This window comes from Labrenzia sp. VG12 (assembly GCF_002237595.1).
Taxonomy (GTDB): domain Bacteria; phylum Pseudomonadota; class Alphaproteobacteria; order Rhizobiales; family Stappiaceae; genus Roseibium.
Map to the genome: position 1 here is coordinate 1,631,983 of NZ_CP022529.1, position 14,397 is coordinate 1,646,379.

Consider the following 14,397-nt stretch of genomic DNA (forward strand, 5'->3'; position numbering starts at 1 on the left):
TGGGACCCGGAACGCGATTTGGCAAGCGTGGCCGAACGTCTCTGCTTCTGTCAGGTCAGGAGAGTTGTGGGCGGGCCTGCGTAAGAGCCCCTTTCCGCTGACGCTCTGTCCACAGGTAGGCCTCCATGACCAGCGCGTTCGGAACCCAGGCCAGCCACGCAACGAGCTGATAGGCGGTTTCAAACTCGACACCGAGACCGGTCAGGATGCCGAGATAGACCCGCAGGGTGACGGCGGCGAAGGTCAGGGCCGCCGAGCGCAGCATCCAGAAACGGTGCCGGGCAAACTGGCGTCTCAGTGCAAACACCAGGGCCGCCCCTGTTGTGCCCAGCCAGATCACCGCCAGAAGCGCGAAGCCCGTTCCTGCAAAACTGCCGGCCGTCGTGTAAAACGCCAGTTGCAGACCGGACAGGCCGGACACCAGGATCGCTGCAACATAAAGGCGGCCGAGCCAGCGATGCACCGCCGGGCGGCGCGCGCGAAGACCGGACAGAAACTGAAACGGCATCACCGCCAGCGCGATCGGCGCCACACCGATATGGCCGTACAGCGCCAAGGCATTGCCATCCAGATGATGCGCCATGAAGTCCATGGCCCCTTCCACGCCGAGCGGCAAGAACCTGTAGGACACCAGCGCGACCAGTACAGACGACACCGCGGCAAGGCCAAAGGCTGCCCAGCCGGCAGCTTTTCCGATCCTCATCATTCCACCTCCCCTGATACTTGACACTGTCAAGATAGGTATGAACTTGACAGTGTCAAGCAAATCGGGAATGAAGCTTTCATGACGAATTCCTCCCCGCCCCGCCGCAAGCGCGACGGCACCCTCCGAAATGCACTGGTGGACGCCGGCGTCGAGATGCTGCGGGAACGTGGCCCGGACGGATTGTCATTGCGCGAATGTGCAGCTAAGGCCGGTGTTTCGCACGCCGCGCCTGCCTATCATTTCAAGAATATTGCCGGCCTTGCGACCTCCATTGCAGCACGTGGTTACCAGCTTTTTTCAAAGGCCATGACCGACCGGCTTGAAGCGGCCTCTCCCGAGCCCCTGGACCGCCTCAACGCGATCTGTCACGGCTATTTGGATTTTGCGGCCGAGCATCCCGATCTGTTCCTGTTCATTTTTTCAAGCCGTCGGTTTTCCGAAGACGATCAGGATTTCAAAAAGCATGCATCCGGTGCCTATGACATTCTGCGCTCGACATGCGCGCCGTTTGTTCCGGATGGCACTGCGCCCGATGAAATCGAGATCCTCGTATGGTCTCTTGTCCACGGTTATGCCCATCTGGCGATGACACGGAAAAAGGACAATCCGGACCTGGGCCGCAGCTGGCCACCACTTGATGCCCTGCTGAAGCACCTCAACAAGGCGCTGGAAGCTGACAACTGACCCCGCCGGGCGGTGTCCTCAAAGCAGACAGAGTTCGGTCAGGTCGCGGCGCATCTCGTCCGGCATCGCCTGAGCATTGCCACCAAGCTTGAGATCCGCCGGAGCATCTTCGGCTTTGAGATAGCGCCAGCCCTGAAAGGGCCGTTTCGGCTGATAGTGCGTCAGGATCAGCCGCGGTTCCATGACCAGGTCGCAGCGCTTGACGCCAGCTTCATCGGTGAAGGGCCGAATATCGATCAGATGCTGGCGCACCTGGATCTTGCCCTTGATCACCCAGTAGAGCGAGCCGCCGTCCAGGATCTCCGCGCGGCGGGTCGGCACCATGCGCGTTGTGTGAATGGATTCGGCCGGAAGCCCCGCTTTTCGCGCGGTTTCCTGCCGGAAATCCATCCAGGCCTGAAGCGATTCCACGCTGTCGGCCCCGACACACAGTTTCACCAGATGCAACGTCATAATCCTGACCTAACAGCCTTGCAGAAGAGGTCAAGGTCCGGCCGCGAAACGGCAGTGGATTTTGGTATGCCCCCATGAGCTAACGCTTGCATGGTTTCCCGGAAAAAGGTTCTCTCTGGCTATGGATGTGTTTGTAACAGGCGGCACCGGCGGCATTGGCTCGGCGGTGGTTCGAAAGCTGGTCTCGGGCGGCGCGACGGTCATCGGCCTGGCGCGTTCCGAAGGGTCAGCCGCCAGGCTGCGCCAGTTGGGGGCGAACGCCTATCCTGGCGATCTGCGCAACCCGGACAGCTGGGTCTCACGCGCCGCCGCCTGCGACGCCGTGATCCACACCGGGGCAACCTTTTCAGAGGACATGGGACGCGTCGACCGGCAGAGCATGCTCGCCCTGAAGCAGGCCGCCCGGCATCGCCAACAACCGTTGAAAGTTGTCTATACGGGTGGCATCTGGCTGTTTCCTGCCACGGGAAACACAACGAAAATCACCGAAAAAACGCCGTTTGCGCCGCTTCCGGCGTTCCGCTTCATGACGGAGACGATCCGCACCCTGTCGCACGGCACGGATCTCAACCTGGCTGTCGTGCATCCGGCGCTTGCCTGCAGCCGGGACTCAGGCCCCATTGCGGACATGACCCGGGCCCTGAAGGCCGGTCAGCCCTTCGAAACCCGGGCAACAGCTGAGACCCTCTGGCCGCTGGTGGAAATCGAGGACCTGGCCGCGCTTTATGCCGTTGCGCTCAAGCACGCCCGGTTCCGGCTCTCGCTCATCGCCAGCTCCATTTCCGGAATTTCCGTTGGTCACCTGGCAGCCCATATCTCAGCGCGCCACGGCCACCCGCTGGATGTTGTCACGATTGGACCACCGGAAGGCGCCGATCCGGACACGGACTGGAGCGCCGGGTATGCCTTGTCTCAGAGCGTGGACACGGCTCACGCCCAACGCGTCACGGGGTGGCAGCCCGAACAGTCGACAGTCGAAGACCTGATTGTCTCCCTGTCCAGATAGGCAAGTCTCCTGTCGAACAAGACCTCCTGACTGTTTGGTCTGGCAAAGACTTTTTCAATCTCTGCGAAGCTAGAATTGGGCAAAAGCTCAGCTAGGACCGGCTCTTGTCAAAACTGCTCGCAATGATCTTCATGGTTTTTTGCCTTGCAGCCCCTCTCCGGGCTGAAGAGATCGTGCCTGCGGGCACCTACCGGGTTGTAAATACCGAAGGCTTCTCTCAGAAAGACGGCGTGCGCACCGCCCTGGAAAGAGACCATACGGTCGGCACGGCCATAATTGCGCCCCAAGGCGACAACAGTCTCCTGCTCGAGATCAACGGATCCGCTCTCCGGCTGTTCCCGCTGGAAAGAGGCCTTGCCGGCCTGGAGTGGAATGCAGAGGACACCGCGCTGCTGCACGGCAAGGACATTCAGGCTCTCCTGGACAAGGCCAGCCGCGAAGAGGTCCCTGCCTGGGGGGCCGACATCGCGTGGCCACGCCACGGACAGGTGCAATTGGTGCTCTTCCCCCTGGGTGAGCGCGCCCTGACCGGCTTCCTGATCAGCCGGCCCGGTTCCAAGACGGTCGTCCGGCAGATGGAGTTCCGGCAGGTGTTCGGCCCTTCCAACCGGCCCGGCGCTGTCCCGCGGACAGAAAAAAGCGGTAGTTGAACGAAAAAAGGCGCAGCCAGTCGCTGCGCCTTTGATGTTTCGCGTCCCGTGACCTTATTGGGCGACGGCGACGGCCTGTTGTGCACTCTCAACATCGTTGAACAGAAGGACCATCGTCAAGGCGAGGCCCACTGCAGCGACAGTCCAAAGAGTGACGCTCCAACAAGATTTCTGCACGTTTTCGTCCATAAAAACCCTACACATGTTATGCGGCGCCCGTCCCCTGCGAACCCAAATATGGCGCCATTGAGGCGAGGAGGTAAACGATCCCTTACCATTTCGCAAGCGCAAAAATGGAGCAGCTGCTGAGCCATTTTTGCAGAGCTCGGATCTGCGCGGAATTTCAGCAACTTACGTTAACGGAACCATCCTTATGGACGGTGAAAAACTCTGATATGACTCTCACAGGGCCTGGATTCGCCCGCAGCTAGAAGAAGGGATCGCGATGCAGGTGCTGTCGCAATTGGATTTGGCCGCCGCCGCATGGTTTCTCGTCGCCTGGTTCGGGTTCAATTTTCTCGTCGACATCAGCCCCTTGCGCAAGAAGACCCTGTCGAGCGCCATGGACGACTACCGGCGTGGCTGGATGCTGTCCATGTGTTCGCGCGACGTACGCATCATGGACACCTCGATCATGGGCGGCCTGCAGCAGGGCACTGCCTTTTTTGCCTCCACCTCGCTTCTGGCCATAGGTGGCGGCTTTGCCCTGCTGGATGCCACCGACCGCATTCTTCAGGTCGCGGGCGACCTGTCGATCCCGGTCGCCGACAGCCGCGCGCTCTGGGAAATCAAGGTCCTGGGCTTGATGCTGATTTTCGCCTATGGATTTTTCAAGTTCGGCTGGGCCTACCGGCTGTTCAACTATGCCAGCATCATCATGGGGGCCGTGCCGGAAAAGAGCAGAGCCTCCAGGGAGACCATCGAGAAGATGGCGTCTCAGGCGGCCGAACTCAATGTGCTCGCCGGCCGCCATTTCAATCGCGGCCAGCGTGCGTTCTTTTTCTCGATCGGATTTCTTGGCTGGTTTGCCGGACCGTATGTCTTCGCGGCAACCACGCTCGCCGTGCTTCTGGTCCTGATCCGGCGTCAGTTCGCGTCCCGGGCCCGTTCTGCGGTGTTTTCCGGGCAATACCCGACGGCTGCGTCGGCAGACATATCGGGCGAATACACGGACACCGGATCGTCGAACCCTTTCACCTGATACTGGCCAAACAGCCCGGACCGGCATCCCATGATGTCGGCAATGGCATCGGATACGAGCACCTGGCGTTCGAGGTCCTTGGCAAGTTCGGCGATCCTGGCCGCGAGATTGACCGCAGGTCCGACCACCGTGAAGTCCAGCCGCGTTTCGCTGCCGACATTGCCGTAAAAGACATCACCGGCATGCAGCGCGATACCGACGCTCATGTCAGGCGTTTGAACGCAGGACTTCTCGGCATTGATCTCGGCAATCCGCGAAAGCGTGTCCCGGGCGGCCAGCAGTGCGCGCATGGCGGCATCCCGGGCTTCTTCCTCCGTTTCGTAGGGGAAGATCGCCATGACCTCATCGCCGATGAATTTCAGCACCTCTCCGCCATGCGCTTCCACGGCCGCGGTCATCGCTCCAAAATACTTGTTCAGGAACAGAACGATCTTGTCAGCCGGCAGCGTGTTGGACAGGCGCGTGAACCCGCGAATATCAGCAAAGCTGACGATCGCCTTGATCCATTCGCCTTCTCCGCGCCGTGTCGTTCCGTCCAGAACCTTGCCGCCGGCGCGAGGACCGACATAGGTGTCCAGAACCGTCTCGGCGGTGCGCCGCAATGTCTTGAGTTCGCACACAAGGGCAAGCGGCCGGATGAGCGATTCAAACACGCTGATATGGGAGCCAGAAAACCCGCCCGGCGCCTTGGTCGAGAAGCTCGCCACTTTCACAGATCCGTCGGAAAACGGCATCGGCAGGGCAATATAGTCCGTATACCCTTCTTCGCGCAGATCCTCGGAAATCGGATACTGAGCGGCCGCAACCGGGTCACGCTCGATTTCGACCCGAACCGGCTTCTGCGTTTCATGCACCCGCTTGATCGGGCTCTTCTGATAATCATCGGATGTCTTGGCATCGGCCGTGTAAAGAACGAGCTCCGGCGCCTTGCTGCTGGTCCAGATGGATCCTTCGGCGCGCACATTGGGGTGCACCACCCAAATGCCGGTGGTCACCCTGTCGACAGGTACGCTTCCTGCGCGCAAACGCTCTCCCAGCTCGCTGACGATTTCTAGCGTGCCTTTGAGGTGCGGCGCATCGCTGTAAAGCCATTGCACAACGTCTGCCGCAACGAGCGGCGCTTCGAGGACCATCTGCCCACGTCCTTTCAAACCCTGGATACCGATCAGTATATGGGATCGACCGTTTGCCGGTAAAAGAGGTTGGGTTTCAAATGCACAGCAAAGTTGAAAGGGAATTTCGACTTTACGGTCCGGGAAGGAACGCCGTGCTCCGGCCCATCAGCCAGTAGACGGCAAGCCCGGCCCATTCGCGGAACGCAACGTCAAATCGTCTGAGGCCCTTGGAAGCGCCACTGAAACCGAGCGAACGATCTTCCACGCCGCGGGTTCGGTAGTCGACCGGATAGGCGGTCACTCCGGTCCAGCCGGCGGATTCAAAAACGCCCATTGCCCGCGGCATGTGATAGGCCGAGGTCACCAGAAGCCATTTTTGACCAGGTTCGGGTTTGACGAGTTCCTTTGCCAGAACCGCGTTCTGCCAGGTGTTTTTGGAAACGTCCTCCAGGACGACCTTGTCTGCGGGAATGCCGAAGTCGGCGAAAAGCCGCGCGGCGCCTTCCGCTTCTGTCGCCTGCGACGACACGATGATCCCCTGCCCGCCCGTGTGAACAACAATCGCGTCAGGCAGTTGCTTCGCAAGGCGTGCGGTAATGGTGATGCGCTCTGCGGACATGGTCAAAGCGGTGTCGCCGCGCCCACCTGTCACAATCGTATCGACCGCCCCGCCCAGAACGATGATGCCGTCAAAACCGTCAAGCTCGGCAGGCCTTGCATATCGGTCCTCAAGCGGCTGGATCAGCCAGTTTGCGGCAGGCGAGAACCCGCAGATCGCAAGACCGAGCGCTCCCAGCCAGATCAACCGTCGGCCGGTCTTGCGCCAGGAGCTGCGCAGGCCGATCAACAGGCCGATCAGCACGAGGGCAAGCAGGAAATTGGACGGTTGCAGAAAAAAACCGCCGACCTTGGCAACGTAAAAGAACATCAGACAATCCGAATTGAACGCGAATCTGGCCGACCACAGGATGCTGCGAAACAGGCATTTCTGAGGCTCAAATGATCTCCCGGCCACTTGCCGGGCAGGTCAGCGGTATCGCATTGCCGCTCTGCCGGCACAAGCGCAACCGCGAGTCGCCGTCACAATTGCGACCCAATTCTCACGAGAACCGCAAACTGCCCCGCAATCGATTTGCAACGGGTGGCGCAATCGGCCAGTAACTTGAATGTGAACAGGCAATCATGTTACGTTTTTAATAAATAAAACAGATACTTAAACAAAAACTACTCGCAATTCTCGCTGGGCACGGGACTTGCCTCTCTAGATTACAAATCTGTAATGTTGCCGCCACAATTTGCCGACATCTTCCCCTCGCGCCGCCGCTGTCACCCTGTTGTCGGCGCCCGCCGAGCCTGCGCCCTGCAACAAGCACCATTGTTGTTTTTGCAAAGGACAGGACCGTGATCGAAGTCACAGGAGACTGGCTTTGCTTGCGGCAAGGTGTCGGCATCGTTTCGAAGGCAGTATCAAGGATGGCCAGATGACACTCTACATGAAACTCGGCGGTCGCAAGGCGATCATGCGGGCCATGCCACGTCTTCTGACGCGGCTGGAGCAGGACCCGTGTTTCAACCTTGGCAACTTTCGCAGGGAATTTGAACGCTCGGACGATCTGAGCGAATTCCTGATCTTTCTTTCCGGCGGCGCACCCTTTTACGACGGCAAGCCGATCTGCGAGCTTCTGTCACCGATCTGCACCTGCGCCGATGTCTATGAGCGATTTGTGGACCACCTGATTTCGGTGCTGCTGGTCGGACGCCAGGCTGCAACGGCCGATGAGGCCGATTTGCGCGAACTGATGAGCCGGTTGCGACCGCATGTCCTCAACCCGAAGCCCGTTCGGCCGGAACTGGTCTACTCCGTCGAGCCGGACCTTCTCAGCGCCTGACAGAAAAACGCCGGCCAAGTGGCCGGCGTTTTCAATTCAGATCCGTCTGACACTCAGCCGAGTTCATCGACGCTGGTGACGACCTTGCCGACGAGACCGTACTCGATCCCTTCTTCAGGGCTCATCCAGTAGTCACGATCCGTGTCCTTCTCGATCCGCTCGATCGGCTGCCCGGTGGCATCCGCAAAGATCTTGTTGAGACGGTCGCGCATCTTGATGATTTCCTTGGCCTGGATCTCGATATCCGTCGCCATGCCGCCGGCACCACCGGACGGTTGGTGCAACAGGAAGCGCGTGTTCGGGGTGCAGAAACGCTTGTCCTTGGGCACGGACACGTAGATCAGGGCGCCGGCGCTGGCAACCCAGCCCATGCCCAGGATCCGGACTTCCGGAGAAATGAACTTGATGGTGTCATGGATCATGTCGCCCGATTCCACATGCCCGCCCGGGGAGGACACGATGACGGTGATCGGATCGTTGGACACCTGCGCAAGCGCCAGCAGACGTGCGCACACGTCGCGGGCCATGTCCTGGGTCACGGGGCCCGTGATCAGCACCGTGCGCGCTTCAAAAAGGTGTTTGTCAACCTGGATCGACGGCTGGCTCTTGGACTTTTCGTCTTCGTCGTCGTCGAGGTGTGCAGGCACAGGGGTCGAATAGTTTTTCATGCGCAGGATTAAGCTCCCTTGGCTGTTGGACCGGCCGAGCCGGCAGTTTTCACGGCCTGCGAACCACGTTCACAAAGCCGATTTTGAATCATGTGTAAGCGATGTGGCGGGCACTCGCAAATCATGAGGTCCTCCATAGCGCGAAAAGAGTTATCAGATTGGCAACGGACCATGTTGCCGTCAGTCACCTTGCCCGGAGGATTTGGCCAGGGACTTCCCCCTGCGGCCGACAATGAAGTGCCAGACGATCATCATGGCAAAAGGCAGGGACGGCCAGACAAACCAGAGCGTCGACAGACCTGATGTCAGCAAGTTGAGGATGAAGAAGAAACCGATCATGAAGACCGAGCTGCGGATCCGGCGCGGCTGTGCACGCAGCCAGCGGCGTGCCTGCTCGAACCCGTTGGCCACGGCCTGCGTATCCTTGTCCCACTCCGGATGGGTCTTCTGCCCCTTGCTGCTGTTCTCTTTATCCGGATCAGGTCTGGTGAATTGCGGCGCGTTCCGGCCCCCAAGCCGCACGGCATAGGTCTCCACAGGGTCGGAGACATTCTTGACTTGTTGCGGTCCGAGCGGATCGAACCCCAGTGCCATCTTCGCCTTGACCTGGTCATAGACCGACTGCGACAACATGATGCCGCCGCGGGGTGCAATCTCCTGCAGCCGGGCGGCAACATTGACGCCGTCGCCGTAGATATCCTCTCCCTCGACCATGATGTCGCCGAGGTTTATGCCGATCCGGAACTCCATCCGGTTCGCGTCCGGCAGTTCCGCGTTTTTCAGTGACAGTTCATTCTGGATGTCGACCGCGCATTGCACGGCCTCGGTCACGGAGGTGAACTCGATGATCACCGCATCGCCCCACGTGTTGACGATCCGGCCGTTGTGACGTGCTGTCAAAGACGACATAACCGACCGGTAGGCCTTCAACCGGTCGAGCGTGCCATCCTCGTCCTGCTCCATGAGCTTGGAATATTGTGCAACATCCGCGCACATGATCGCGGCCAGACGCCGCTTCACCCGTTGCATGCTCTTACCCCTGATTGCTCATTGTAGGAATGGGAAGGCAGGCCGCAAATTGCAAGGACAAATCCGTCTTTTTGCCAAGTTCTGCCGGTCCGGAGCCACAAAGCTGATCTTGGCCTTAACGGTTTTCCGAAAGCGCCCGCAATGCGCTCAACGCGGCTTCCGCGTGTTCCTCAGGCACAAAGACATGATCGTGGAAATAGGCGGCCACCACATTTGCGGAGATTCCCTTTTCCGTCAGAGCCGCGGAAATGGCGGCCGTCAGGCCGACTGCCTCCAGCGAGGAATGCACGGTGAGCGTGATCCGGCGAAACCATTCGGCCTCGGCAAGGCCAAGTTCGCGGGCCCGTTCCAACGGCAGGATCGCCGTGACGCCTTCGGTCTCCGCGAACAGCCCGATAGGGTCATATTCGGCAAGGTCGACCAGCGTCTTCGTTGCAAAGGTACAAAAGACATAAGGAACCGGATCCAGCATCGGCCGCATCTGGGCAATCAATGTGTTCAGGTCTGTCTCGCCGGTCATGTTCGTCCTGCTGTCATAGTGTTTTACGCATGAGCGGGCGCCTGGGGCTGCGCCGGGCAACCTCTTCAAAGCCACTTCGCCAGAACACGGATGCGATCCCGACGAAGCCCTCGCCCCATTGCAGGGGTTTATCCGATTCGATCGGACAGGCATCGAGGTACGCCGCGCCAGCCTGGCGCGCATACTCGCTGCCGGCATCCAGCAGCTGACCCATCAGAGCGTTTTTGCGAAAGCCCTTGCGGATGAAAAAACACGGCACAACAAAGGTCTTCTGGATCTGCGCATCCGTGTCCTCGTCAAGCGGCCTTGAGGTCTTGGCCAATTGAAAGCGCACATAGGTTGCCCGTGGCCCTAGGGCGATCCATCCAACGGCCAGGTCGTCCTGATAGGCCAGCAGGCCGGGCGCAGGCCCCTGTTCCACTTTGCCCTTCAGCGCATCGCGCCGCGCCTCACGCGGCATTGCCTGCCAATCCCTGCCCCTCAGAAACGGCCACATGCACCAGCAACCGGAGCTGGCGCCCCGCTCCGGACCGAAGAGATCGACCAGATCAGGCCAGCGGTCTGGCGTAAGAGGTTGAAACAAGGTGCTGTCTGCGGACACAATTCGGTTCCTGTCCTTAGGCCTGATCTTGCACGCAGCTCAGCGCCATGTTGCACAGCATCTCGAACATGATCGAAACACCCAGGAAGGCCGTTCCGCCGCTGGCATCGAACGGCGGCGACACCTCGACCAGATCCGCCCCGACGATGGTTACGCCTTTGAGCAGACGGGCGACTTCAAGCGCCTGAAAGGAGTTCGGCCCACCCACTTCCGGTGTCCCGGTCCCCGGTGCGAATGCCGGGTCGACAAAGTCGATGTCATAGGAAACGTAGGTGTCTCCGGACCCTGCAATCTCCCTGGCCTCGACCATCACGTCTTCGACACCGCGCTTGTGGAACTCCTCGATCGGAATGACGCGAATGCCGACACTGTCGGCGAAATCCCGGTCCTCATTGTCATAGGCGGTGCCGCGAATACCGATCTGGACCACCCGCTTCGGATCCAGCAGCCCCTCCTCCACCGCCCGGCGGAACGGCGTTCCGTGCGTGTAGAGCATGCCGCCGAAATAGCTTTTATAGAGGTCGGTGTGGCTGTCGAAATGGATCATTCCGAGCGGTTGTTCTTTTGCCAGGGACCGCAGGATTGGCAGGGTACACAGATGATCGCCACCGGCAGAAAGCGGGCGAATACCGGCCGCAACCACCCTGTCATAGAAGGCCGTCATGCGAACCAGGCTGTCGTCGACACTGGCCGGATTGGGACCGACATCCCCGAGATCGGCGCAATTGACCAGTTCAAACGGCCTGACGCCTGTCGCCCCGTTCTGGGCCCTGATCATGGTCGACATATCGCGGAGCTGCCGCGGACCATGTCTTGGCCCCGGCCGATTGGTCGTGCCGCCGTCCCAGGGTGTTCCGATCAGCCCGATCCGGACGTCCTTCAGCCTGGGATCATCAAGCGCGACATGCGGCAGGCGCATGAAGGTCGGCACGCCGGCGAAACGCGGCAGTTCGAAACCGGAGACCGGATGAAAGAACGGGTCTGACATGCAAAGATCCTTGCTGCGGGCAGATCGAGAAGGCCGGAGCACCATTCAAGCCGCCCGACAGAAAGAATTCAATCTGTCTTGCATCACCAGGGAACGGCTTTGCCGTGATGATCGAAAAAACCACCGGACTGTTCGCTCGTCAGACCATCGCAAACGGCAAGCAGTCTCCGGGACGCCACCTCCGGTTCCTGAACCTCGAGACCTGTCTTGGCAAAACCTTCCGTCAGAGGTGTGCGCACCGTTCCAGGATGAAGTGCAACGCAGATGGCACCCGGTTTCCTGCGCGCCAGTTCGACGGCCGCCGTATGAACAAGCTGGTTGAGCGCGGCCTTTGACGCGCGATAGGCGTACCATCCGCCCAGTCGATTGTCTCCGATGGAGCCGACCCGGGCCGAGAGCGTCGCAAAAACGCTGCGTCCGCTTCTCGGCAGCAGCGGCAGGAAATGCTTCATCAGCAGCGCGGGGCCGATTGCATTGACGGCGAAGCTATTGGCCAGAGCCTCCGGATCAAGATCCCGCAGGCTCTTTTCGGGACGATGGCCATCGAGAACAAGGGCGCCGGTTGCGTCAATAACGAACCGAATCTCTGCGCCCTGTCCCGAAATGCCGCCTGCGCATTGCGCGATGCTGGCTTCATCCAGAAGGTCGAGCTTTGGCTCGGACGACCGGCTTACACCGAGCACCCGTTCAAATTGGCCAGAGCTTTCAAGTTCCCGTTGGATCGCAGCGCCAATACCACCGCCTGACCCGATCACGACCGCAAGTCCTGTCATGTGCATCCTCTTTCATTTGAAAAAGGATACGCACACATACGGTCACGAGATCTGGCTGCGATCTAAATTGTCGGCGCCCAGGGGCCGTCGACATAATCTGCTTCGTCGTCCCCCGGCCAGGGCGGCATCGAGATGCAGATGAACTTGAGTGGCGTGCTGCCAGTGGCCCGGTACTGAAAGGCGGTGCCCACGGGAATATCGATGGAGACACCTGAGACAAGTTTGACAACCGACTGGTCGGTGCCGTCGGACCGCCAGATCTCGCCCTCGCCGTCCAGCACGTGCCAGAATTCGGAAACGGTCTTGTGCCGTGTCGCCCGGTTGATCTGGCCGGGCGGCACGGTCGAATGGATCATGTTGCCGGTCGGGCCATCCATGATGAAGCGGATCGCCGCACCTGCCGGCGACCTGGCATCAGGCTCCTCCGGCAGCATTGTCTGTTTCATGGTGCCCTTCCGATCCGCCCTCAGGCGGTCTTGTTGAAGATTTCCCGGCCGATCAGCATCCGCCGGATTTCAGACGTGCCGGCACCGATCTCGTACAGCTTGGCATCGCGCAGCAGACGGCCGGTCGGATATTCGTTGATATAGCCGTTGCCGCCGAGCAGCTGGATCGCATCGAGCGCCATCTTGGTCGCGTTTTCAGCAGCATAAAGGATCGCACCGGCCGCATCCTCGCGGGTCGTTTCACCGCGATCGCACGCTTTTGCAACGGCATAGACATAGGCCTTTGAGGCATTCATGGAGACATACATGTCTGCCACCTTGCCCTGGACCAGCTGGAAGGTCCCGATCGGCTTGCCGAACTGCTCGCGCTCGTGAACATACGGGATCACCACATCCATGGCCGCCTGCATGATGCCGATGGCACCGGCTGCCAGCACAGCCCGCTCATAGTCGAGACCGGACATCAGAACGTTGACGCCCTTGCCCACTTCGCCCAGCACGTTTTCTTCCGGCACTTCGCAATCCTGGAACACGAGTTCACCTGTCTCGGAGCCACGCATGCCGAGCTTGTCGAGCTTCTGGGCGACAGAAAAGCCCGGAAAATCCTTTTCCACCAGGAACGCCGTGATGCCTTTCGGGCCGGCAGTCGCGTCGGTCTTGGCATAGATGATCATGGTCTCGGCGGAAGGACCGTTGGTGATCCACATTTTCGAGCCGTTGAGGATGTAACGGTCACCCTTCTTGTCGGCACGAAGCTTCATGGAAACAACGTCGGATCCGGCGCCCGGCTCGGACATGGCCAGCGCGCCGAGATGTTCGCCCGTCACCAGTTTTTCCAGATACCGTTTCTTCTGGTCGTCATTGCCCCAGCGGCGCAACTGGTTGACGCACAGGTTGGAATGGGCGCCATAGCTGAGGCCGATGGAGGCCGAAGCCCGGCTGACCTCTTCCATGGCAATGCAATGCTCCAGATACCCGAGCCCGGAACCGCCCCACTCTTCTTCGACCGTGATGCCATGCAGGCCGAGTTCGCCCATTTCGGGCCAGATCTCGCGCGGGAACCAGTCTTCACGGTCGATCTTCTCTGCAAGCGGTGCGATCCGGTCCTGGCTGTAGGAGCGGACCGTGTCGCGCAGCATGTCTGCCGTTTCGCCAAGGTCGAAGTTGAAGGACGGAAAATCATTGCGGATCATTTTGTGAACCTCCCTGGCCCCTGTTTTTATCTGGGGCGGTCATATCGAACAAAATCGCTCAGAACGCCGATCCGGTCGTAAAGTCGCCGGGCGCGCGCGTTGTGATCATGGGTGTGCCAATAGACGTTGCCGCTGGCCGCAGGCTCTGAATCGGCGGCGGCATAGACAGCTTCGATCAGCTTGCGGCCGGCGCCGCCACCGCGCAGCTCCGGGCTGACATAAAGATCTTCCAGGTAGCAGGTAGCATCGATCGACCAGGTGCTGTCGTGAAAGAGATAATGCACGAAACCGACCAGCTCATCGTCCCTGACCGCAACCTGCGCCCTGTGCCCGTTGGCAGACAGCAGCCGGTCAAACAGCCTCTCGGTGACCTCGGCGGCAAGATCCTGTTCGTAGAACGACAGGTAATCCCGCCAAAGACCTAGCCAGGCGGATTTGTCCTGCTGCTGCAGTGACCTGATGATGATGTTCATAT

The 14,397-nt window shown here is 60.0% G+C and carries 18 protein-coding genes; 5 read left to right on the plus strand and 13 right to left on the minus strand.

Annotated elements, in window-relative coordinates; genetic code table 11:
* Nucleotides 1-55: 55 nt before the first annotated feature.
* The gene (locus CHH27_RS07415) at nt 56-706 is read right to left on the minus strand and encodes a DUF2306 domain-containing protein (RefSeq protein WP_208988667.1); all 651 of its coding nucleotides are present in this window, start codon (nt 704-706) and stop codon (nt 56-58) included.
* A 78-nt stretch (nt 707-784) separates the two neighbouring features.
* Here CHH27_RS07415 and CHH27_RS07420 point away from each other — a divergent pair, with 78 nt between their 5' ends.
* Nucleotides 785-1,390: a TetR/AcrR family transcriptional regulator gene (locus CHH27_RS07420; protein WP_094071020.1), complete on the plus strand. Its 606-nt coding sequence runs from the start codon at nt 785-787 to the stop codon at nt 1,388-1,390.
* A gap of 18 nt (nt 1,391-1,408) precedes the next feature.
* Here CHH27_RS07420 and CHH27_RS07425 read toward each other — a convergent pair whose 3' ends face one another.
* Entirely contained in the window at nt 1,409-1,843 is a 435-nt protein-coding gene (locus CHH27_RS07425; protein WP_094071021.1) for a DUF1489 family protein, read from the minus strand.
* A 121-nt stretch (nt 1,844-1,964) separates the two neighbouring features.
* Here CHH27_RS07425 and CHH27_RS07430 point away from each other — a divergent pair, with 121 nt between their 5' ends.
* From CHH27_RS07430 to CHH27_RS07440, 3 genes are all read left to right on the plus strand, one after another.
* Nucleotides 1,965-2,849: an SDR family oxidoreductase gene (locus tag CHH27_RS07430; RefSeq protein WP_094071022.1), complete on the plus strand. Its 885-nt coding sequence runs from the start codon at nt 1,965-1,967 to the stop codon at nt 2,847-2,849.
* A gap of 104 nt (nt 2,850-2,953) precedes the next feature.
* Nucleotides 2,954-3,499, plus strand: a complete 546-nt coding sequence (locus CHH27_RS07435; protein WP_157738777.1) for a hypothetical protein — start codon at nt 2,954-2,956, stop codon at nt 3,497-3,499.
* A 445-nt stretch (nt 3,500-3,944) separates the two neighbouring features.
* Nucleotides 3,945-4,700, plus strand: coding sequence for a DUF599 domain-containing protein (locus CHH27_RS07440; RefSeq protein WP_094071024.1), 756 nt, complete (start codon nt 3,945-3,947; stop codon nt 4,698-4,700).
* Here CHH27_RS07440 and CHH27_RS07445 read toward each other — a convergent pair.
* Both CHH27_RS07445 and CHH27_RS07450 read right to left on the minus strand, forming a co-directional pair.
* Nucleotides 4,586-5,833, minus strand: a complete 1,248-nt coding sequence (locus tag CHH27_RS07445; protein WP_157738779.1) for an adenylate/guanylate cyclase domain-containing protein — start codon at nt 5,831-5,833, stop codon at nt 4,586-4,588. The two genes, CHH27_RS07440 and CHH27_RS07445, sit on opposite strands and share 115 nt — an antisense overlap.
* 112 nt (nt 5,834-5,945) lie before the next feature.
* Entirely contained in the window at nt 5,946-6,743 is a 798-nt protein-coding gene (locus tag CHH27_RS07450) for a YdcF family protein (protein ID WP_094071025.1), read from the minus strand.
* A gap of 553 nt (nt 6,744-7,296) precedes the next feature.
* Here CHH27_RS07450 and CHH27_RS07455 point away from each other — a divergent pair.
* A complete protein-coding gene (locus tag CHH27_RS07455; RefSeq protein WP_094071026.1) occupies nt 7,297-7,704 on the plus strand; it encodes a Clp protease ClpP in 408 nt (135 codons plus the stop codon).
* 53 nt (nt 7,705-7,757) lie between these two features.
* Here CHH27_RS07455 and CHH27_RS07460 read toward each other — a convergent pair whose 3' ends face one another.
* The 9 genes from CHH27_RS07460 to CHH27_RS07500 form a co-directional block, all read right to left on the minus strand.
* A complete protein-coding gene (locus CHH27_RS07460) occupies nt 7,758-8,372 on the minus strand; it encodes an ATP-dependent Clp protease proteolytic subunit (RefSeq protein WP_094071027.1) in 615 nt (204 codons plus the stop codon).
* A 180-nt stretch (nt 8,373-8,552) separates the two neighbouring features.
* Nucleotides 8,553-9,401 carry an adenylate/guanylate cyclase domain-containing protein gene (locus tag CHH27_RS07465; RefSeq protein WP_094071028.1) on the minus strand — a complete coding sequence of 283 codons (849 nt, stop codon included), beginning with the start codon at nt 9,399-9,401 and terminating at the stop codon, nt 8,553-8,555.
* Nucleotides 9,402-9,516: 115 nt separating this feature from the next.
* Nucleotides 9,517-9,921, minus strand: a complete 405-nt coding sequence (locus CHH27_RS07470; RefSeq protein ID WP_094071029.1) for an ACT domain-containing protein — start codon at nt 9,919-9,921, stop codon at nt 9,517-9,519.
* Between the two features lie 13 nt (nt 9,922-9,934).
* Nucleotides 9,935-10,504: a GNAT family N-acetyltransferase gene (locus CHH27_RS07475; protein WP_208988669.1), complete on the minus strand. Its 570-nt coding sequence runs from the start codon at nt 10,502-10,504 to the stop codon at nt 9,935-9,937.
* A 34-nt stretch (nt 10,505-10,538) separates the two neighbouring features.
* Complete coding sequence (locus CHH27_RS07480; RefSeq protein WP_094071031.1) at nt 10,539-11,510, minus strand: agmatinase; 972 nt, start codon at nt 11,508-11,510, stop codon at nt 10,539-10,541.
* 83 nt (nt 11,511-11,593) lie between these two features.
* Nucleotides 11,594-12,283, minus strand: coding sequence for an SDR family NAD(P)-dependent oxidoreductase (locus CHH27_RS07485; RefSeq protein ID WP_198338375.1), 690 nt, complete (start codon nt 12,281-12,283; stop codon nt 11,594-11,596).
* Between the two features lie 62 nt (nt 12,284-12,345).
* On the minus strand, nt 12,346-12,729 hold the full coding sequence (locus CHH27_RS07490; RefSeq protein WP_094071033.1) for a cupin domain-containing protein: 384 nt from the start codon (nt 12,727-12,729) through the stop codon (nt 12,346-12,348).
* 20 nt (nt 12,730-12,749) lie between these two features.
* Complete coding sequence (locus tag CHH27_RS07495; RefSeq protein WP_094071034.1) at nt 12,750-13,922, minus strand: isovaleryl-CoA dehydrogenase; 1,173 nt, start codon at nt 13,920-13,922, stop codon at nt 12,750-12,752.
* 26 nt (nt 13,923-13,948) lie between these two features.
* Nucleotides 13,949-14,395 (minus strand): GNAT family N-acetyltransferase, encoded by a 447-nt coding sequence (locus CHH27_RS07500; RefSeq protein WP_094071035.1) that lies wholly within the window; start codon nt 14,393-14,395, stop codon nt 13,949-13,951.
* Nucleotides 14,396-14,397: the final 2 nt, after the last annotated feature.

Excerpts from the sequence above, each read along its gene's own strand:
- CHH27_RS07470 (WP_094071029.1), bottom strand. The coding sequence starts at position 9,921 with ATGACCGGCGAGACAGACCTGAACACATTGATTGCCCAGATGCGGCCG.
- CHH27_RS07490 (WP_094071033.1), bottom strand. The coding sequence starts at position 12,729 with ATGAAACAGACAATGCTGCCGGAGGAGCCTGATGCCAGGTCGCCGGCA.
- CHH27_RS07440 (WP_094071024.1), top strand. The coding sequence starts at position 3,945 with ATGCAGGTGCTGTCGCAATTGGATTTGGCCGCCGCCGCATGGTTTCTC.
- CHH27_RS07495 (WP_094071034.1), bottom strand. The coding sequence starts at position 13,922 with ATGATCCGCAATGATTTTCCGTCCTTCAACTTCGACCTTGGCGAAACG.
- CHH27_RS07450 (WP_094071025.1), bottom strand. The coding sequence starts at position 6,743 with ATGTTCTTTTACGTTGCCAAGGTCGGCGGTTTTTTTCTGCAACCGTCC.
- CHH27_RS07485 (WP_198338375.1), bottom strand. The coding sequence starts at position 12,283 with ATGACAGGACTTGCGGTCGTGATCGGGTCAGGCGGTGGTATTGGCGCT.
- CHH27_RS07425 (WP_094071021.1), bottom strand. The coding sequence starts at position 1,843 with ATGACGTTGCATCTGGTGAAACTGTGTGTCGGGGCCGACAGCGTGGAA.
- CHH27_RS07500 (WP_094071035.1), bottom strand. The coding sequence starts at position 14,395 with ATGAACATCATCATCAGGTCACTGCAGCAGCAGGACAAATCCGCCTGG.
- CHH27_RS07420 (WP_094071020.1), top strand. The coding sequence starts at position 785 with ATGACGAATTCCTCCCCGCCCCGCCGCAAGCGCGACGGCACCCTCCGA.
- CHH27_RS07480 (WP_094071031.1), bottom strand. The coding sequence starts at position 11,510 with ATGTCAGACCCGTTCTTTCATCCGGTCTCCGGTTTCGAACTGCCGCGT.
- CHH27_RS07445 (WP_157738779.1), bottom strand. The coding sequence starts at position 5,833 with ATGGTCCTCGAAGCGCCGCTCGTTGCGGCAGACGTTGTGCAATGGCTT.
- CHH27_RS07455 (WP_094071026.1), top strand. The coding sequence starts at position 7,297 with ATGACACTCTACATGAAACTCGGCGGTCGCAAGGCGATCATGCGGGCC.
- CHH27_RS07415 (WP_208988667.1), bottom strand. The coding sequence starts at position 706 with ATGATGAGGATCGGAAAAGCTGCCGGCTGGGCAGCCTTTGGCCTTGCC.
- CHH27_RS07465 (WP_094071028.1), bottom strand. The coding sequence starts at position 9,401 with ATGCAACGGGTGAAGCGGCGTCTGGCCGCGATCATGTGCGCGGATGTT.
- CHH27_RS07430 (WP_094071022.1), top strand. The coding sequence starts at position 1,965 with ATGGATGTGTTTGTAACAGGCGGCACCGGCGGCATTGGCTCGGCGGTG.
- CHH27_RS07460 (WP_094071027.1), bottom strand. The coding sequence starts at position 8,372 with ATGAAAAACTATTCGACCCCTGTGCCTGCACACCTCGACGACGACGAA.